The 18689-nt window shown below is 68.4% G+C and carries 20 protein-coding genes and 1 riboswitch; of the genes, 6 read left to right on the forward strand and 14 right to left on the reverse strand.

The window, feature by feature from the left end; translation table 11 throughout:
• Positions 1–36: 36 nt before the first annotated feature.
• The 6 genes from QM708_RS01580 to thiM all read right to left on the reverse strand — a co-directional run bounded on the left by QM708_RS01580 (position 37) and on the right by thiM (position 4236).
• Positions 37–441 carry an HIT family protein gene (locus QM708_RS01580; protein WP_415103733.1) on the reverse strand — a complete coding sequence of 135 codons (405 nt, stop codon included), beginning with the start codon at positions 439–441 and terminating at the stop codon, positions 37–39.
• Positions 442–463: 22 nt separating this feature from the next.
• The gene (gene hisF / locus QM708_RS01585) at positions 464–1225 is read right to left on the reverse strand and encodes an imidazole glycerol phosphate synthase subunit HisF (protein ID WP_415103735.1); all 762 of its coding nucleotides are present in this window, start codon (positions 1223–1225) and stop codon (positions 464–466) included.
• Positions 1226–1281: 56 nt separating this feature from the next.
• On the reverse strand, positions 1282–1926 hold the full coding sequence (locus QM708_RS01590; protein ID WP_415103737.1) for a TenA family protein: 645 nt from the start codon (positions 1924–1926) through the stop codon (positions 1282–1284).
• On the reverse strand, positions 1923–2750 hold the full coding sequence (thiD, locus tag QM708_RS01595) for a bifunctional hydroxymethylpyrimidine kinase/phosphomethylpyrimidine kinase (RefSeq protein WP_415103739.1): 828 nt from the start codon (positions 2748–2750) through the stop codon (positions 1923–1925). Before thiD ends, QM708_RS01590 begins: the two co-directional genes overlap by 4 nt.
• Positions 2747–3415, reverse strand: coding sequence for a thiamine phosphate synthase (gene thiE, locus QM708_RS01600; RefSeq protein ID WP_415103741.1), 669 nt, complete (start codon positions 3413–3415; stop codon positions 2747–2749). The genes thiD and thiE overlap by 4 nt, the downstream gene beginning before the upstream one ends.
• Positions 3412–4236 (reverse strand): hydroxyethylthiazole kinase, encoded by an 825-nt coding sequence (thiM, locus tag QM708_RS01605; protein WP_415103743.1) that lies wholly within the window; start codon positions 4234–4236, stop codon positions 3412–3414. The genes thiE and thiM overlap by 4 nt, the downstream gene beginning before the upstream one ends.
• Positions 4227–4323, reverse strand: a riboswitch (TPP riboswitch). (Overlaps the previous gene by 10 nt.)
• A gap of 111 nt (positions 4324–4434) precedes the next feature.
• Between thiM and QM708_RS01610 the strand changes: the two genes are divergently transcribed.
• Positions 4435–5370 (forward strand): PfkB family carbohydrate kinase, encoded by a 936-nt coding sequence (locus tag QM708_RS01610; RefSeq protein WP_415103745.1) that lies wholly within the window; start codon positions 4435–4437, stop codon positions 5368–5370.
• 47 nt (positions 5371–5417) lie between these two features.
• Here the strand turns inward: QM708_RS01610 and QM708_RS01615 are convergent, their stop codons facing one another.
• From QM708_RS01615 to QM708_RS01625, 3 genes are all read right to left on the reverse strand, one after another.
• Complete coding sequence (locus QM708_RS01615; protein WP_415103747.1) at positions 5418–7160, reverse strand: DUF222 domain-containing protein; 1743 nt, start codon at positions 7158–7160, stop codon at positions 5418–5420.
• A gap of 130 nt (positions 7161–7290) precedes the next feature.
• Positions 7291–8202: a hypothetical protein gene (locus tag QM708_RS01620; protein WP_415103749.1), complete on the reverse strand. Its 912-nt coding sequence runs from the start codon at positions 8200–8202 to the stop codon at positions 7291–7293.
• Positions 8196–8750, reverse strand: coding sequence for a hypothetical protein (locus tag QM708_RS01625; RefSeq protein ID WP_415103751.1), 555 nt, complete (start codon positions 8748–8750; stop codon positions 8196–8198). The genes QM708_RS01620 and QM708_RS01625 overlap by 7 nt, the downstream gene beginning before the upstream one ends.
• A 454-nt stretch (positions 8751–9204) precedes the next feature.
• Here QM708_RS01625 and QM708_RS01630 point away from each other — a divergent pair, with 454 nt between their 5' ends.
• Positions 9205–9330 (forward strand): LOG family protein, encoded by a 126-nt coding sequence (locus QM708_RS01630; RefSeq protein WP_415103753.1) that lies wholly within the window; start codon positions 9205–9207, stop codon positions 9328–9330.
• 230 nt (positions 9331–9560) lie between these two features.
• On the opposite strand, the gene erm is transcribed toward QM708_RS01630, so the two are convergent.
• A complete protein-coding gene (gene erm / locus QM708_RS01635) occupies positions 9561–10322 on the reverse strand; it encodes a 23S ribosomal RNA methyltransferase Erm (protein WP_415103755.1) in 762 nt (253 codons plus the stop codon).
• A gap of 341 nt (positions 10323–10663) precedes the next feature.
• Between erm and QM708_RS01640 the strand changes: the two genes are divergently transcribed.
• From QM708_RS01640 to QM708_RS01650, 3 genes are all read left to right on the forward strand, one after another.
• Positions 10664–10921 carry an addiction module protein gene (locus QM708_RS01640; RefSeq protein WP_415103757.1) on the forward strand — a complete coding sequence of 86 codons (258 nt, stop codon included), beginning with the start codon at positions 10664–10666 and terminating at the stop codon, positions 10919–10921.
• A gap of 369 nt (positions 10922–11290) precedes the next feature.
• The gene (locus QM708_RS01645) at positions 11291–12334 is read left to right on the forward strand and encodes a homoserine dehydrogenase (RefSeq protein WP_415103759.1); all 1044 of its coding nucleotides are present in this window, start codon (positions 11291–11293) and stop codon (positions 12332–12334) included.
• A 71-nt stretch (positions 12335–12405) separates the two neighbouring features.
• Positions 12406–13809 carry an aldehyde dehydrogenase family protein gene (locus QM708_RS01650; protein ID WP_415103761.1) on the forward strand — a complete coding sequence of 468 codons (1404 nt, stop codon included), beginning with the start codon at positions 12406–12408 and terminating at the stop codon, positions 13807–13809.
• Between the two features lie 7 nt (positions 13810–13816).
• Here the strand turns inward: QM708_RS01650 and QM708_RS01655 are convergent, their stop codons facing one another.
• Both QM708_RS01655 and QM708_RS01660 read right to left on the reverse strand, forming a co-directional pair.
• Positions 13817–14251 carry an Lrp/AsnC family transcriptional regulator gene (locus QM708_RS01655; protein ID WP_415103763.1) on the reverse strand — a complete coding sequence of 145 codons (435 nt, stop codon included), beginning with the start codon at positions 14249–14251 and terminating at the stop codon, positions 13817–13819.
• A gap of 2 nt (positions 14252–14253) precedes the next feature.
• Positions 14254–15489: a trans-sulfuration enzyme family protein gene (locus QM708_RS01660; RefSeq protein ID WP_415103765.1), complete on the reverse strand. Its 1236-nt coding sequence runs from the start codon at positions 15487–15489 to the stop codon at positions 14254–14256.
• Positions 15490–15574: 85 nt separating this feature from the next.
• Here QM708_RS01660 and QM708_RS01665 point away from each other — a divergent pair, with 85 nt between their 5' ends.
• Positions 15575–16369, forward strand: coding sequence for an IclR family transcriptional regulator (locus tag QM708_RS01665; RefSeq protein WP_415103767.1), 795 nt, complete (start codon positions 15575–15577; stop codon positions 16367–16369).
• On the opposite strand, the gene QM708_RS01670 is transcribed toward QM708_RS01665, so the two are convergent.
• Positions 16310–17101 carry an IclR family transcriptional regulator C-terminal domain-containing protein gene (locus QM708_RS01670; RefSeq protein ID WP_415103769.1) on the reverse strand — a complete coding sequence of 264 codons (792 nt, stop codon included), beginning with the start codon at positions 17099–17101 and terminating at the stop codon, positions 16310–16312. The genes QM708_RS01665 and QM708_RS01670 overlap by 60 nt on opposite strands.
• Entirely contained in the window at positions 17098–18558 is a 1461-nt protein-coding gene (locus QM708_RS01675; protein ID WP_415103771.1) for an amino acid permease, read from the reverse strand. Before QM708_RS01675 ends, QM708_RS01670 begins: the two co-directional genes overlap by 4 nt.
• Between the last annotated feature and the right edge of the window lie 131 nt (positions 18559–18689).

The following is an 18689-nucleotide window of genomic DNA, read 5'->3' on the forward strand; positions in this document are numbered from 1 at the left end:
CCGGGCGCCGACCGGGTCGGCAGAGCGCCGAGGCGATTATGCGGTGGCGGTGATGCGGGCGTGCACGGCGTCCAGGTCATCGGACGCGGCGGGCGTCAGCAGGGCGCCCATGCCGGGGTCGTCGGCGTAGCGCGGAACCAGATGCACGTGCAGGTGGAACACCGACTGTCCGGCGTCCGCACCGACGTTCGACAACACGTTCATGCCGGATGCACCGAGTTTTTCGGTGAGCAGGCGTCCGGTGGCGACCACGGCGGGGGCGATCGAGGCGAGGACGCCGGCGTCGGCCAAGGCGTCGCTCACGTGGGTGCGCGGTACGACGAGGGTGTGGCCGGCCTTGAACGGGGCCAGGTCGAGGAAGGCGACGGCGGCGTCGTCGGCGTACACGCGCTTGCTGGGGATCTCTCCGGCGACGATGCGGCAGAAGATGCAATCGGACATTTCTCTCCTCACAGACGAGCGGTCAGCGGACTTCGAAGCCGGCCCCGGCCAGTCCGGCCTTGACCTCGGCGATGCTGAGGGTGCCGTAGTGGAACACGGACGCCGCGAGCACGGCGTCCGCTCCGGCGCGGGCAGCGTCGACGAAGTGCGCGACGGTCCCGGCGCCGCCGGAGGCGATCACCGGCACGTCGACGACTTTGCGGACGGCCTCGATCATTTCCAGGTCGAAGCCGCTGGTGGTGCCGTCGGCGTCCATCGAGTTGAGCAGGATCTCGCCGGCTCCGCGGTCGACGGCCTCGCGGCACCATTCCAGGGCGTCCAGCCCGGCGGGCTTGCGGCCGCCGTGGGTGGTGACGCCGAAGCCGGACGGCTGGCCGTCCTCGCGGCGGGCGTCCAGGCTGAGCACGACCACCTGGTTGCCGAAGCGTTCGGTGATCTCGTTGATCGCCTGCGGGCGGGCGATGGCGCCGGTGTTGATGCCGACCTTGTCGGCGCCGCAGCGCAGCAGCCGGTCGACGTCGTCGACGGCGCGGACGCCGCCGCCCACGCACAGGGGAATGAACACGGTCTCGGCGGTGCGGGTCACCATCTCGTAGGTGGTGGCGCGGCCTTGCGAGGACGCCGAGATGTCGAGGAAGGTCAACTCGTCGGCTCCGGCCTCGCCGTAGGCGCGGGCGAGTTCGACCGGGTCGCCGGCGTCGCGCAGGTTGACGAAGTTGACGCCCTTGACGACGCGTCCGTCGTGCACGTCGAGGCAGGGGATGACCCGGATCGCAACGCTCATGCCCGCCACCCTATCGGTGGGTCTCCCCTGCCCGGCCGGCCGTTCTGAGCGTCGAGTCAGATCGGCCAGCGCTCGGCGCGCATCGGGGCGTCCCAGAACATCCACTCGTAGCGGGCCGCGGTCGCGAACGCCTTGTGCATCTGCGTGACGGTGGCGGCGTCCGCCTGCGCGGCGAGTGAATCGGTGATCTCCTTGGCGCGCCGGGTCGATTCGGTGAATGCAGGATCGGCGTAGGTGCTGATCCAGGCCTGGTAGGGGTGCCCGGTCAGGTCACCGACGCTGTCCAGCAGGCGGCTGCCGACATCCTCATAAATCCAGAAGCAGGGCAGGACGCCGGCGACGAGCACCGGGTAGTTGCCGCGGGTCGCGAGCGAGGAAAGATAGGAGGTGTAAGCCAGGCAGACCGCCGACGGCTCGGCGTCCGGGTCGACGTCGAAGCTGCCGTGCAGCGCCTTTTCGACGATGACGGCGTTGTTGGCGCCGGACGCCCAGAAGGCGATCTGCTCGCCGGAAGGTGCCTGGCTGGCGGCCAGCGCGAGGGTTCGGGCGTAGGAATCGAGGTAGAGGGCGTCCTGGGTGAGGTACTCGACGAAGGCCTCGCGGGGCAGCGTGCCGTCGCGCAGTTGGTTCAGCAGCGGCAGTTCGTCGATGGCGGCGCGCAGCGGTGCGATCGCCTCCCAGGCGTCGTCGGTGAAGCTCATGCCGGGTTCCTTTCGATGACGGGGGTGTCGGTCCATAGGGCATGGAAGTGGTGGACGGGCCCGGAACCGGACCCGACCTGCAGTTGGTCGGCCGCGGCGATGGCGCCGGTGAGCCAGGTCTTGGCGTCGGCGACCGCCTCCAGCCAGGTGGCGCGCTGCGGCACCAGCGCGGCGATCGCCGAGGACAGCGAGCAACCCGTGCCGTGGGTGTTCTTGGTGTCGATGCGGCGGGCGCTCAGTTCGTGGACGCCGTCCGCGTCGGCGAACACGTCGACCGAGGTGCCTCCCGCGCCGTGTCCGCCCTTGACCAGCACCCGCGCCGCGCCGAGTTCGCGCAACGCGAGGGCTTGGGCGCGGGCGGCGCCGAGATCGGACGCCACCGGCTCGCCGAGCAGCGCGGCGGCCTCGTGCAGGTTGGGAGTGATCAGCGCAGCGAGCGGCACCAGCGCGCGGACGGCGTCCATCGCGTCGTCGCTGAGCAACCGGTCGCCGCTGGTGGCGATCATCACCGGATCAAGCACCACCGGTGCGTCGATCACGTCGGCGATCAGCGCGCCGACGGTCTCGGCGAGTTCGGCGGTGGCGAGCATGCCGATCTTGACCGCATCCAGGGGCACGTCGGCGACCAGGGTGCGGATCTGTTCCTCGACGAAGGCCGCGGGCACGGCATGGACGCCGGTGACACCCCGGGTCGACTGGGCGGTGAGCGCGGTGAGCACCGCACAGCCGTAGGCGCCCAGCGCGCTGAACGCCTTCAGGTCGGCCTGGATGCCGGCCCCTCCGGACGGGTCGCTGCCCGCGATGCTGGCAACTTTGGGAATCATCGGCGCTCCCCCTGGTCTGGGCTCGCAGCGCTCGCCCAGCGCTGCACCAGGTCACGGGTGGCGGCCTCGACATCGGGCTGGCCGCAGATCGCGCTGATCACCGCGACCCCGTCCGCCCCGGCGCGGCGGACGTCGGTGACCCGCGCGGCGCTGATGCCGCCGATCGCCACGCACGGGTAGGCGCTGCGCCGGGCCAGGGCGGCGAGGGTGTCGGTACCGATCGCGTCGGCGGCGTCCGCTTTGCTGCCGGTGGGCCAGACCGGCCCGACACCGAGGTAGTCGAGCACGTCGCCCCAGGCCGCGGCGGCATCGACCTCGGCCGCGTCGTGCGTGGACAGCCCGAGCAGCGCATCGGGGCCGATGATGGCGCGGACGGCGTCGGGCGCGAGGTCACCTTGGCCGATATGGACGCCGTCCGCGCCGATCTCGGCGGCGACGTCGGCGTGGTCGTTGATAATGAGCGGGACGCCGGTGCCGTCCAGGACGGCCAGCAGTTCCCGGCCGAGGGCGACGAGTTCGGCGCGGGAGGCGTCCGGGTCGCGCAACTGCACCAGGGTCGCTCCCCCGGCGACGGCGCGGCGGACGGTCTCGGCGACGCCGAGGGCGCCGCATTGGCCGGTGTCGGTGACCAGGTAGACGCTGAGGTCGAAGGCGGGGCGGGTCACGAGAGCACCACCCGCGCGGCTAGTTCGTCGGGGGTCAGCGTCGAGAGCCGGTCGAGCAGGGCGACCGCGAACGACCCCGGTCCCTGCGTGCTCGCGGCGGCGTCGTCGGCGGCCACGGTGAGCAGACCGGTCGCGGCGGCGGCGGCCACCAGCCGGTCATCGATCACGCCGGCGAAGCCGGCCATCAGCGCGCCGAGGGCGCAGCCGACGCCGGTGACCCGGGTGAGCCACGGGTGGCCGTTACTGACCCGGACCAGGCGGTCGCCGTCGGTGAGATGGTCGACCGGACCGCTGACCGCGACAACGATGCCGTGCGTGCTGGCCAGCGCGCGGGCGGCGTCCAGCACCTGCTCGGGAGCGTCGGTGCTGTCGACGCCGCGCCCGCCCGCACCACCGGCGAGGGCGCCGATCTCGGACGCGTTGCCGCGCAGGATCGCCGGCCGCAGTTCGAGGAGTTCCCGGGCCACCGAGGTGCGCCAGGCCGGACCGCCGGCCGCGACCGGGTCGAGCACCCACGGGCGTCCGGCCTCATTGGCACCCGCGGCGGCCAGCCGCATGGCGGCGACCGTGTGATCCTGTGGCGTACCGAGATTGACCAGGACGCCGCCCGGCACCGGAATACGGGCGAAGTCGCCGGCCTCGTGCGGGCTGTCGACCATCGCGGGCGCACCGCCCGCCGCGAGGACGACGTTGGCGGTCCACTGTGCGACGACGATGTTCGTCAGGCAGTGCACCAGCGGCGAGGTCGTGCGGAAGGCGTCCACAGCGGCGCCGAGGGCGTCCGCGGACAGGGTCGTGGCGGGCAAGGGTTCAGGCGTCATAGCGACGTCCCTTCGCTAGTACGAGCTAGATCAGGTTCGACGGGTGTGATCTCAGCCCCCGCAATTGGGGCACCCCGCGTCTTCTGCGCCCGATCCTAGCCCTACCGCGCCCGGCGGGCACCAACGTGGGGATACGCTGGCACGGCCAACGGCGGCTGGACTGCTGCGGCGTGTCAATGACCCGGAGGAGGCGTCCGTATGGATCGACCGCAGGCGGCGGACGGCGGGTCGTTGCGGCTCGGCATGGTCGGCATCGCCACCTTGGACTTCACCTGCTTGGTGGAACGCTTTCCGCAGGAGGAGTCGGAAGGCCCGATGCTCGACAACGCCGTGACCGCCGGCGGACTGTCCGGGCGCGCGGCGCTCGCGGTGGCGCGGCTCGGCGAGCCCGTCCGGCTGCTGGCCGCCTGCGGCTCGGACGCCTTCGCGACGATCCTGAAGTCGGAGATCGCCGCCGGAGGCGTCGATGCGCACTGGCTTGCGTACGAGCAGCCTTCACAGCATTCGGTGGTGATCTCGTCGCGAGAAGCGGGTTCGCGCACGATCATCTGGAAACGGCAGCCCATGGTGACCGCGGACGTCGCCGGCGTGGTGGAGGAGTTCGTCGCTGAGTTGGACATCGTTCTGCTCGACTCGACCGACCCCATCCTGGCCTCGGTCACCGTCGACGCCTGCCGTCGCCGAGGGGTCACCACCGTGCTCGACACCGGTTCGGGGCGCCCCTGGACCGCGTCACTGCTCGGGAAGATCGATCACGTCATCGCATCGCAGAAGTTCACCGGCAAACTCACGCCAGAGCGCGGCCTGGCCGCCGCGGAGGCATTGATCGACCCGTCCGCCAATACCGTGTTCGCGATCACCGAAGGCACCGACGGGGGCTGCTGGGTGAGCGGTCGCGCAGGCGCCGGCAGCGGACGCTGGCGCGCACACCAGGTGGCGGCGGTCGACACCTGCGGTGCCGGCGATGTCTTTCACGGCATCTACGCCTGGGGCCTGGCCCAGCGATTCACTCCCGCCGAAGCATTCGAGGTCGCCAGCCTGGCCGCCGCCACAAGCACCACCGCGCTGGGCAACCAGGCGCTGCCGACCTTGAATGAGTTGTCGGACGCCCTGCCCTCACGTTGGCGAAACTAACGCGGCGATGCTGGCGTGCTCGGAGGCCGGTCACACCGGGCGGTGGGTCAAGCGGCAATGTCGATGGTCCAGCGTCGATCGGTGGGGTGAGTGACGTCAATGCCCGTCTTCACTACAGCGCGTTCGGTCTCGTCGGCGCCATCTTTACGCTGGCCGCTGGTCTCACCGCGTGGGCGTGTGAGGGACAGGAGGTGCTCGCTCGGGTTGTGACGGAACACCAGCCCACGTGTTGGCGGTGCCGGAGTGTGACGGACACCATGCGTCGTGCTGTCCCTGCCATCGTGCGAGGTGTCAGGGTGTGGGGTGTCGGTGTGGTTGGTGGTTCCGTTGCGGGCGACCGTGTACCGGTATCCCAACGGTGAGGTCCATTGGAACACTCCGGGTGCTGGCTGGGTGACCTTCCACCCGCCATGAGTTTTCGCTCGGTGCACCAGCCGGCTCAACGGTCCCAGATTCGAAGGCCGTGTCTGGCCTGCTGGTTTCCCTTGATCGTAGGGATCGGTGTGGTCGAGGTCGCAACCGGCCGAGCGCGTGGTCGAGTACGGGAACACCTCGAACGGATCCCGCACCAGCACCTGCCGGCGGATCCTGGCGGGGATCTCGTAGGCGTCGACCTGGGGGTCATCGGCGAGGTCGATCACAGGCAGCACCGTGACCCGGTGATGCCGAAGGAGTTCCTTGACCTGTCTCATCAGCAGCGGCCCGATCTCACCCTCGCCACGCGCTACCGCACTGCCCGGCGCCAGGTGCACCACCATGGTGCAGGCCGGGCGCGGCAATACCCCGCCCGTGTCGCTGGGTGTGGCGAGCACGATCAGAGCATCAACCCGACGGGTCTCAAGATCAACACCGGGCACATCGTCGAGGCTCATGATCGGACCAGGCGCACCCCATGATTTCGAGGGCGCCCACCCCTGCCCACCGGGGATCCTCGGGTCACCAACGGTTGCCTTCGGAACCGCTCCCATGGTGCCGTGCACGATCGAATCAACGACGGTCCCGGTGGCCGATGTCTCTTCATCGGCAACTGCCGGTATCAGCCCGGCGCCTGCCACGGTCGCTCCGCCGGCACCATCATCCAGCATGGGCTCGGTGGAAGGCCCGGTCACCGTCACTCGTGTCACCGGAACAGCACTACGCGCCAGCGCATCAATGGCGGATTCCAGGAGTACCGCGCCGGGGGTGTCGAGCCGGGCGAACAGGCTACTCATTCCGTCCCGCTCATGCCGGATCCGCACGAACCGCTCCGACCTGGCTCGTTCGGCGCGCCGGGCAGCGAACTCCGGCTCGGCGGACACGATCAAACCGGACAGCTTCCGCTTCACCCGCGCCCACGGCAACCGGCCCAAACACGATGCCAGCCGCTCATCCACCCACCGGGCCGCGTCCACACAAAGCTCCGCGGTCCCGGTCTCACGGGCGATCTGGCGCGCCTGCCGCCACTCGACCCTGCCCTCATGCAACGCCGCCCACGTGTAAGGGAGGCGTTCGCGCAGATCCATCACGTCCCGCACCAACGCCGACGCCGCAGGAACCGACGTCCGCAACAGCGGCGCCAACTCGACCGGCAGGAACTCCGCCACCAACGGCGTCCCATCATGACCAGAAGGCCGCAACCGCTCCACACCCGGCAACCCCCGGGTCATCGGGCCGACGTCGGTCACCGTGTCGTACAGGTCAACCAATTCGGCGACCAGGTCGGCCTGACGAACCGCTAACTCCCGTTGCCGCGCGAGCGCATCGACCAGGTCATCGGCGACCTGGCGTGCGGTGCGTGGCGGGGTTTCCATGACCAAATTCTACCCGAACACCCTTTCGAATCCAAGCAGTTGGGGCTAAGGTATTGCCTAGTCAAACCTTCAATTGCCACCGGACGATCATGCACTGATCACCAAGAAATCAGGCCGACGAAGGCCGGGCCTAGGGGACGCGGGCGATGGCGTGGAGTTCAGCGACCGGGATCGCCCGGCTATCGCTGATCCGGACCGGAATCGTCCCCGAATAACCGAGCGCAGTCCAGTGCACATTCCAATACGCGGTGGCGGTCAGCGTGTACGTACCCTCCGGCTTGCTCTTGTGACGAGACGGCCACGTGTACACATGCCCACACGTCGGCGACGGCGTATCGGGCCGAATGTTCTTCGTGAACGGCGTCGTCCTGGCGCAGGTGAAACGTTTGCCGTCACCGGTATCGAACACCGTCCGGTCCTGCCGGGCGTCCATCGTGATCGTGATGCCATGCGCGCTGGTGGTGGTCTGCATCCGAGTCGGCCCTGGAGTCCACAGCCAGTAGGGGTAGCCGACGATCGCGGCGTTCCATTCGTTGATGCTCGGGTCGGGGCCGATCATCGGCGCGGCGTCAGGCAGGTGCAGTTGCGAGATCACCGTATGCACGACGGTCTCGGTGACGGCCCGTGAGCGGACGGCGGCGTCGGTGGCGTTGGTGGCTTCGGCCGCCGCTTCTTCGAGAGTGCGGATGCAGGGTGGGAGGCTGGCTCTGACTTCGTCCTGGCAACCGAACTCGTAGCTCTGGGCGATATCGATCGGGATCTCGACCAGTTCACTGCTGTCGGGGTCAGCAATGGTCAAACTGCGAGAGGCCGTGCCGGACGAAGCTCCCTTGCCTGACGCGTCGTCCTTCCGTCCGGTGGCGTCACCACCGGACGTTGCTGTTCGAGACCCAGACACCGTCGCTGAAACCTCGACCCGACTGCCGTTGAGCACTGATCGAGTGAAGGAGTCATCAGCTCGTGCGGGCGCCTGCATGCCGAGGAGGAGCATGGCCGCGGTTGCCCCGATGACGACCGCACGTCGCCCCCGCCTCTTCAGCATGACGCGACCGTCCGTGTTTCGGAGTCCCAGATCTTCAAGAACCCGTCAACTCGACTGAGATAGACACGGCTCTCGGCGATGATTCCAGGTCTCCCGTTAGGAGCTTCAATGGTCTGGAACGTCGCTGTCGAGCCGTCAACACAACTCCACAGCGCCACAACAGATCCACTCATGGAGCGGCTGGGGAAACGCTTCACCCAGCCAATCGCAGGCTCACCGGATACCCGCTCCACACGATCTTCACGATCGGCCGCAAGCAATCGGGTCATGGTCTCGAGATACGGACCTCCAGACGTGCCCTCTATCTCTGACGTGACTTCGGAGAGTTCCCAGTGCGCACCGATCCGGAAGACCTCAGTCATATGCCGTCGGTACACCGCTTCGGCTTCGTCGTAGAGGGCGTTGACCGCGAGCATCTCCTCGTGCTCCTTCGCCGTGCACGCATAAGGTTCACCGCCTGCTTCAGGAACACAGGTGTAGGTAACGAACGTCGGTGACGGCGTAGGCGTGGTCGGCGTACAACCGGCCAGCAGCACAGGCAGCAGCACGGCGGCGAGTGCGGTAGCGCTACCGCACCCCCTTCGCCGAGACGTGGACCGCCCACCAACCTGCCCGCCATGACGCATCCCCTCACTGCGTGCGAGGTGTCCTCTGGACCGGGTCATGGCGCCTCCTTGAGATCTGCTCTCCGCAGTCTGGCAAACAACGACGGCCTCCGGGGCCGAACAAGGGGTTTATCCACAGGCGATTTGCCAAAACCCCGTCGTCCACAGGCGAGTGCTCCGAGGGGTCGTGCCACAAGCCTCATCCTTCGCACCGCCGGTCGCCCCCTAGGACGGCGGACGTGCCAATCAGGAACGAGGACGATGCAAGCGCTGGCTTGCCGCGCAGCGTGACGCTGGCCACCGGGTCCGCGAACGGCGTCCGGCCGGGATACGCCGAGGCGGTCACCAACCTGGCACGAGAACTCACTCGACACGGCATCGACCTGGTCCACTGCGGATGTCCGAGCTCGGCGACGCGTTCCTCGCGCTGCCCGGCGGCGCCGGAACCTTGGAGGAGTTCTTCGAGGTCTGGACGTGGCATCGCCCACATTCCGACCTCGTCATCGGCGTGTCGCGGCGCTGAAACTCGTCGCGTCCGTCGCCTGGATACACCCCGGGATGGTGGCTACTGTTCCGCGCATGACGACACCACGAGGGTCACTGCTGGTCACCGCGGGGCCTCCCGTCGCGGGCAGACGACGATCGCCGAAAAGATCGCCACATCCGCAGAACGACCTTCGGTGCATGTGCCCACGGACGCCTTCCACACCTGGATCAAGGCCGGCCAGGCAAGAACGCGCGTCCCATGCCACGTCAAGCACGCAGCGCATGCCACAGCCCGGCCCATTGTTCGGCGGACAGATCACGCGGCAGTTGACCGGACGCGATGCCGGCTCTGTCCATCGCCTTTCGGACCGGCCCGGTCCTGGCGAGCACCGCCCGCCCGACGATTCGCTCCAGCGTGCCGCCCCGTCCCGTGAAGACCGCGCGAACGAACGCCTGATACGGACGCCGCTCGGCGTCCGACACCAACGGTGAGCCTCGGCGGGTGATCGCCAGAATGCCGCCGTCGACGCTCGGCTGCGGCACGAAACCCCACCGAGGCACCCTCCCCCGCAGCCCGAACACGAACCAGGGCGCGCATTGGGCGGTCATCATCGTGTGCCCGCCGACACCGGCCCGTTTGCGTGCGACTTCCCATTGGGTGACCAGAACGGCATGTTCCCAGCGGGGCTCGTTCAGCAGCCGGCGCAGGATCGGGGTGGTGAGATGAAAGGGAATGTTGCCGACGACCACCGGAACATCGACCGGGTACCGCAACGCGTCGGCGTGCACCACGCGGACGCCCGGCAACGCTCGCGCGAGGCGGCGCACCCGGTGTTCGTCGAGGTCGATCGCGGTGAGCGGACGCCCGAGCGCGGCGAGAGGGCGCGTCAGGGCGCCGTCACCCGCGCCCAACTCAAGGATCGGTCCGTCGGTGTCGGCGATCAGACGAGCGATCGTCGTGATCGAGGGCGTGTGATTGAGGAAGTTCTGGCCGAGTTCATGTCGGCCGCCGTGCAAAGAACGAGGCATGAGCGTGCTCCAAGAAATGATGCGGAGCACCCCGTGAGGGCAGCGAAATCGGGGTTGTGAAAGCGCCCGCCCGAGGTGCGGTGAACGTCTCGGAAGGACGGCGCGCTGATGCGAGCGAAGCGGACGCGCCGTCAGGCGCGGCGGTCGCGGAAGGTGAAGAAGCGCCCCGTCACGGACGCGATGACTATCGTTGCCACACCCCGATGCTAACAGCCGTTACACCAAGCTCGATCCTCCGGGGATGCCCGAGTAAGACCACGGCGGGACGACCCGGCCTGGCGTCGATGAACGGCCAGCGTCCGGTCCTGGGCAGCGCCAGAACTCCGGCGTAAACTCGTTGCATGTCCATGAACGTCGCAGAGGTTGAGCGGGCACTGCTCTCGCTGGATCGGCGCGATCGCGCCGAGGTGCTGTATCGCGGCATCCGGAGCCTCGACATCGACGATCAGCTCACCGACGACCAGGCCGAGGTGGACGCCGCTTGGTGTGCTGAGATTCGCCGTCGTATTGATGACGTCGAAAACGGTCAGGTCGAACTGCTCGACGTGGACGAATCACACGCGCAGCTCCGCGCCGAGTTCGCAGCATGCCGCACATGACCCTGGTCAAACGCGAGCACCCCGAAGCTCGCGACGAACTCCGCGAAGCTGCGTTCTAGTACGACGACCAGCGGCCTCAATTGGGATCCAAAACCCTGTTTGCAGAGTCCGGTGCGACCGCGCCGCCCGGTGTAGTCACGTTCGCCCGGCTTACGCACACTCGCCCGCCACGTCGCCCGGTTTGGTCATTCTCGCCCGGGTTGAAAACAGGGCGAACGCGCGGAAACCGGGCGCCTCGCCGAGCTTCCCGGCGTCCATGACGCGAGCGTTTCGCTCGTCGTGACGGGCGATTCGGCAGGCGAAACCTGACACTCCTGCTGACCATGCTGGGGGCAGCAATCTGGTGACCAAGGCAGTGGAGGCCCGCCCATGCAGACGTACAACCTCGCCCTGATCGGCTTCGGCGGCGTGGCCCGCGCGCTGGCCGAGATCATCCGCGACGACAGCGACCATCTCGCGGACGCCGTGGGCTTCCGGATGCGCGTGGTCGCCATCACCGACCTGAACCTGGGCACGCTCACCCAGCCCGACGGCATCGATCTGGACGCCGTCCTCGCCCTGCCGCGCGGAACGAATTTCGCCGGACTGCCCGGCGGCTCCGCCGAGGTCGACAACGAAGCGGTCATCCGCGACAGCAACGCCGCCATCGTCGTCGAGGCGACCTTCACCAACCCCGAGACCGGCGAGCCGGCGCTGTCGCACGTCCGGTGGGCGCTGGAGAGCGGCAAGCACGTCACCACCACCAACAAGGGTCCGGTCGCGCTGGCCGGCACCAGGCTTCTCGAACTCGCCGCCCAGCACGGCAGGCGCTTCGAGTTCGAGGGCGCGGTGATGAGCGGCACCCCGGTGCTGCGTTTCGCCTCCCAGATGCTCGCCGGCAACCGCATCCGCGGCGTCCAGGGCATCTTGAACGGCACCACGAACTACGTGCTCGGACGCCTCGCGGACGGCCTCACCCTCGACGACGCGGTGCGCGAAGCGCAGGAGTTGGGCTACGCCGAGGCGGATCCGACCGCTGACATCGAGGGATCGGATGTGTGCCTGAAGGTGTCGATCCTTGCCAGCCGGGTGATGGGCGTCGACATCGCGCCTGAGGCGATCCCGACCGAGGGAATCTCCGGCATCACCTCCGAAGACATCGAGACCGCCCGCCACAACGGCCAGGTCTGGAAGCTGATCGGCTCCGTCACGCGCACCCCCGACGGAACCACCACAGCCCGGGTCTGCCCGATTGCGCTCGAAAACATCCACCCCCTCGCCGGCATCTCCGGCGCCACGAACGCGGTCACCTTCGACACCGACCTGCTCGGCCAGGTCACCGTGAGCGGCCCTGGCGCCGGACGCGTCGAGACCGCGTACGCGCTGCTCTCCGACATCATCGCCATCCACGCGCAGGGCGGACCTGCAGCATGACCACCACCCCACACCTCGAGCCGAGCCCTGGCGTCACCACAGCCAGCCCAGAACCACAGCGGAACCGCGAGATGACCACCGCTGTCGGATCAGTCGTTAGCGGCAAAGAGTTCGTCGTCACCAACCCGGCCACGGGGGAAGAGATCGGTCGGCTGCGGCAGCATACGATCGAGGACACCGAGCATCTCCTGGCGAACGCGCGGGACGGCGTCCGGGTCATGCGTGGACTGTCGAAGTTCCAGCGGGCCGCGATCCTCGATGCCACGGCGGCGCTTCTGCGCGAGCGCACAGCGGAGGTCGCCGAGCTCATCGTCCGCGAGGCCGGCAAGACGATCCGGCAGGCCCGCAAGGAGGTCGCCCGGGCGGCGAACACGATGATGCTGTCGGCCGAGGCGGCCCGCCATGGCGGCGGCGAGGTCGTCCCCTTCGACGCGTTCGACGGTGGCCAGGACCGGCAGGGCTGGTTCACCCGCGAGCCGCTCGGCATCATCCTCGCGATCACGCCGTACAACGATGCGCTCAACCTGGTCGCGCACAAACTCGGTCCGGCGATCGCGGGCGGCAATGCGGTGATCTTGCGGCCTTCCCAGCGGACGCCGTTCGTCGCGCGGCTGCTCGTCGATCTGATGCGCGAATCAGGGCTTCCCGCCGAAGCGGTGACGGTGGTGCACGGACGCCGCGAGGTGCTGCAAGCGTTCATCCGGGCGCGCGACATCCGGATGATCTCGTTCACCGGAGGCTTCCGCACCGCCGAAGCGATCGCCGCCGCGGCCGGCCTCAAGCGGCTCTCCATGGAGTTGGGCGGCAACGCCCCGGTGCTCGTCTTCGAGGACGCCGACCTAGACCGGGCCGTCGAGGCGTGCGTCTCAGGCGCCTTCTGGGCAGCCGGACAGAACTGCATCGGAGCCCAGCGCCTCCTCATCCAACGGACCATCTACCAGGCGTTCCGGGCGCGATTCATCGAACGCACCCGCCAACTCGTCACCGGCGATCCGCTCGATGAGGCGACCGACGTCGGTCCGATGATCAGCCCGGACGCCGCCCGCGCGGCCATGGACTCGGTGCGCTCAGCCGTCGCCGCCGGTTCCACGCTCCTGTGCGGCGGCACCGCCGACCAGGCATTCCTCTCACCGACCGTCCTCGAGAACGTGCCCCTCGATCATTCGCTGTGCACCGACGAGGTCTTCGCACCGGTCGTCCTGCTTGCTCCGTTCGATACCTACGAACAGGCGATCGATCTCGCCAACCGTCCCGACTACGCCCTTCACGCCGGAGTCTTCACGTCCAACCTCGCCACCGCACTCAACGCCTCACGCGACCTAGAAGTCGGCGGGGTGATGATCAACGACTCCTCGGACTTCCGCATCGACGCGATGCCGTTCGGCGGCGCCAAGTACGGAAGCATGGGGCGCGAGGGCGTCCGCTTCGCGTATGAGGAGATGACCCAGCCCAAGGTGGTGTGCCTGCGCACCTGACCAGGGCCTATCCGCGGTCGATCGTCGTCGAAAGCGAGATGGACGTGATGGTGTTCTGGACGCCGGGCAGGCGGCTGACCGAGTCCCAGATCTCTTGCACGCGCTCCACGGAGCGTGCCTCGATGCGGGCGAGCAGGTCGAATTCGCCGGTGAGGATGTCGCAGGTCTTGATCTCGGGGATCTTCGCGAGCGCGGCGAGCACGTCGGCGCCGCGCATCCGGTCGACGCGGTAGACGAAGAGCATCGCGGCGACACGGTCGTCCTCACCGGAGCGCCCGCGCACCACGGTGTAGCCCTGGATGACCCCGTCGCGTTCCATCCGTTCGATCCGGAGCCGGACCGCGTTGCGTGAGAGCCGGACGCGCTCGCCGAGGGTCGCCAGCGGGATGCGCGCGTTCGCGGCGAGTTCGGCGAGGATCTGGGTGTCGATCGCGTCGCGCATGGCTACCCGGCGACGGTGCGGTCGAAGGTCTGGTCGAGCGCGGCGGCGAGGTCAGCGAGAAGGTCACCGACATCTTCGAGGCCGACCGACAGCCGCAGGTAGCCATGCCTGCGGAACGGTTCGGGATAGGCCGCGACCCGAGGGCCGTCCGCACCGACGTGCACGATCAGCGAATCGTCATGCCCCAGCGAGAACCCCGAGGTGACCAGCCGAAGGTGGGAGACGAAGCGGTTCTGCGTCGCGGGATCACCTTTGACCGCGAAGGCGAGCGTGCCGCCGAGGTTGTCGCGACCGAACTGCCGCACGGCGAGATCGTACTGAGGATGCGAGGCAAGTCCGGGGTAATAGACGTACTCAACACGGCGATCAGCCTCTAGAAACTCCGCGATCAGCTGAGCCGAGCGGTAGTGCTGCCGCAGCCGCAGCGGCAAGGTGACCGAGCCGCGCTGGATCTGCCAGGCGTTGAACGGCGAGATGACCCCGCCGACGTCCACCATCGCCTCGGCTTTGATCGGCTCGATGAGCCGGTCCGGGCCGATCACCGCACCACCCATCGCATCGCCGTGACCGTTGATGTATTTGGTCAGCGAATGCACCACCAGGTCGGCGCCGTGTTCGAGCGGGCGGTAGAACGGCGGCGGCGTGAAGGTCGAGTCGACCATGAGCAGCGCATCAGACTCGTGCACGATGGCGGCGACGGCCTCGACGTCGGCGACCTTCGTGGTCGGGTTCGCGATGGCTTCGATGCAGACCAGTTTTGTGTCTGGGCGCAGCGCGGCGCGCAGGGCGTCCAGGTCGGTGATGTCGACGAAGGTGGTCTGAATGCCGTAGCGGCCGGGCAGTAGTTCGGTCCACAGCCGCCAGGTCGCCTCGTAGGTGACGTCGCTCACCACCACGTGGTCGCCGGCGCGCACATGGGTGAAGAACACCGCATGCAGGGCCGCGACACCGGACGCCAGCGCGACCGCGGCTTCGCCGCGTTCCATCGCCGCGAGTTTGGCTTCCAGCGCGACCTGGTTGTGCCCGCTGTTGCGCGTGTAGAGCCCGGACGCCGTCGCGGACCAGCTGATCTCGCTGGGATCCTCCGGAAGCTCGTAGGAGTTCGCCATCACCAGCGGCGTCCGTAGTGCCTTCGTGCTGTCGCTCAGGACGCCGCCGTGCACGGCCAGGCTGAGTTCGGACAACGTCCGCGGCTGGTGACGGTCGGGACGCGTGGTCATCAGGTCTGCGGGCTTCACCCTCCGATCATAACGTGCATGATTTACATCGCTACATGCTTTTGTTGCATGTTTGTGCCGATCTGACCGGCTCTAGAATGACGGAATGGTGAAGCGCTCGAGCATGGGCCGCGGGATGGAGGTCCTGCAGACCTTGGCCGCGGCCAGCGGCGCGAGCGAGTCCGCCTGGCGCGTCTCCGGGCTCGCCCAATCGATGGAGCGCGAGCGATCCCAGGTCGCCCGAACCCTCGCCCAATCGGCGTCGAGCGGGCTCGTCGAAGGCAGACGCCGCGGCTACCGCATCTCGGCGAACGCGTACGCGATCGCCCAGGCACTCACCGAGAGCCGCCTCCGCGCCGACGGCCTCGCCGTGCTCGAACGGCTGTCACGCCGGGTGGGCGAAGCCTGTTTCCTCGGCGAGTTGTACGGCGACAGCACCGTCACCATCGCGGAGTTCACCGGCAAAGACCCCGGCGCGTTCGCCTCGTGGATCGGACGCGCCTACCCCGCGTTCACCAGCGACGCCGGCCAGGCGGCATTGTGGGACGCCGACGACGACGAAGTCAGGGCGGTCTTGCAGGATTCCCCGTTCGGCACCGGCGGCCCGCGCGCCGCAACTTCGGTCGAGGAGTTTCTCGACCGCTTGCACCAGGCTCGCGCCCGCGGGTATTCGATCGTCGACGAGGAAGCCGAGGCCGGGCTCTTCTCGGTGGCCGCGCCAGTGTTCGACTTCCGCGGCGAAACCGTCGCCGCGGTGCAGATCGTCGGCGAACGCGACCGGATGGCCGCGCGGGTCGTTCAGCTCGGGCAGGCCTGCCAGGAGGCAGCCGACGAACTCACCTCACTGATCGGCGGCGTCCGGCCCGAAAGTGGCGAGGCGTCCGAGTTCGCGCGCGATTGAGACGACCTCGCGGCTCAGCGCGGCGCGGGCGTCCGTATCGCCGGCATGGCAGGCGGCGCTCACCGCGGCGATGACGCGGTCGCCGTCGATGACAGGGAAGGCGAGTTCGACCACGCCGTACTCGAACTCTTCGGCCGCTTCGACGACGCCGCGTTCGCGATCGGCACGGACGCGGGCGGCGACGTCGGCGCTCGACCGGGCGGCATGCGGTCCGCCGACACCGATGAACAGGCTGCCGGCGAGCAGGTCGGCGATCTGCGCCACGTCGAGTTGCCACAGCAGCGCACGTCCGCCGCCGGTGCTCCAGATCGGCGTGACCATGCCGGCCCGGATCGCCGCGTCGGGGGCTCCGGGTGCGGATTCGTAGCGCAGCAGGACGGCGCGCGGGCCGTCCGCGGCGAGGAGGCGCACGCTGGCGCGGTGACGCGAGGCCAGCCGCCGCAGGTCGCGCCGGGCGGCGCGCAGCCAGGTGTCGTGCCGGGAGGCTCCCCACGCGAAATAGGCGGGACCGGCGCGGAGGCGTCCGTCGTGGCTCTTCTCGAGCAGGCCGAGGTCGAGGAGTTCTTGGGTCAGGCGGGAGGCGCGGCTGCGTTCGATGCCGGTCAGGTCGGCGAGTTTCGAGACGCTCGGGCCGGGCAGGCCGCTGCGCTCGCGGCGGACGGCGGCGTCGAGCAGGGCGAGTCCTTGGCCCAGCGAGGAGGACTCCCCCGCTGGGCGCTGGCTCGTGGTCACAAGGGCGAGCGTATCTCGGCGTCGGTGCGCTTGCGGCCGTGCCGCCACCAGAAGTAGACGTAGCAGGCAGCCGTGAACGGCACGCCGAAGTAGAGCGCGGCGACCTGGTTGGGGTCGAACGCGACCCCGATCATCGAGATGGCCAGCAGCACGAACGCGACGATCGGCACCACCGGGTAGAACGGCGTCTTGTATTCGAGGGTGCTCAGATCGCCGCCGGCCTTGAGGAACGCGCGCCGGTGGAAGAACTGCGAGGCGACGATCGACATCCACACCGCGACGACGGCGAAGCCGGCCACCGAGACCAGGATCAGGTAGACCGTGCCGGGGGCGACGACGCTGGAGATGAGCGAGGCGAGTCCGCCGATCATGCTGACGCTGAGCGCGATCAACGGAATGCCGCGCTTGGTGAGACGCGCGAAGGAGCGCGGCGCGTGACCTTCGGCCGACAGCGAGAACAGCATGCGGGCGCAGGAGAACAGTCCCGAGTTGCCCGCCGAGAGCAGCGCGGTGATGATCACGAAGTTCATGATGTCGGCGGCGAACGGGATGCCGATGTAGTCGTACACGGTGACGAACGGGCTGTCGGTGACGCCGGTCTCCTCATACGGCACGATGGCGGCGATCACGGCGATGGCGCCGATGAAGAAGATGACCAGGCGGATCACCGTGCTGCGCAGCGCCTTGGGAATGTTCTTGCCCGGATCCTTGGTCTCACCAGCGGCGACGCCGATCAGCTCCGAGCCGCTGAAGGCGTAGAAGACGGCCAGCGAGGTCATCACGACGCCGCCCATGCCCGCCGGGAACAGGCCCAGATCGGTGTTGAAATTGCTGAAGAACACCGCCGGATGATGCTCGGTCGACAGCGGCGTGAAGCCGACGACCGCCATGCCGCCGAGCACGATCAGGGCGATGATCGCGGTCACCTTGATCAGCGAGAACCAGAACTCGGTCTCGCCGAAGACGCGCGCCGAGATCGCGTTGGCGCTGAAGAGCACCACCGCGAAGATCAGGCACCAGACCCACACTTCGACGTCTGGGAACCAGCGTTGCATCAGGATGCCGGCCGCGGTGAACTCCGAGCCGAGGGCGACCACCCAGCACAACCAGTACAGCCACGCGGTGGCGAAACCCGTCGCCGGACCGATCGAGCGCGCCGCATAGATGTGGAACGCCCCCGAGACCGGATAGGCGACCGCGAGTTCACCCAGGCACGCCATCACCAGATACACGACGACCGCGCCGATCAGGTAGGCGATCACCGCACCCAGCGGCCCGGCCTGCGAGATCGTGTAGCCCGAACTCAGGAACAGTCCCGACCCGATCACGCCGCCCATCGCGATCATGATGAGATGGCGCGGCTCCATCGACCGCTGCATCTCCCGCGGCGGATCCTGGGTGACGGTCGTGTGCGGGAGATCATCCGGACGCCCGGCGTCGGAGTGCGGTTGTGACATCTGACCCACTTTCGAGTTGGAGTGGCCACACCATGGCCACTACCCGTTCAGCATGAGCACACTGTATTGCGAATACCGCCCGAAAACGCCAGTGGACGCGATAGTAACTTGCTCTTCATACTCCCCCTGTG

It is taken from the genome of Propioniciclava sp. (assembly GCF_047602245.1).
Taxonomy (GTDB): domain Bacteria; phylum Actinomycetota; class Actinomycetes; order Propionibacteriales; family Propionibacteriaceae; genus Propioniciclava.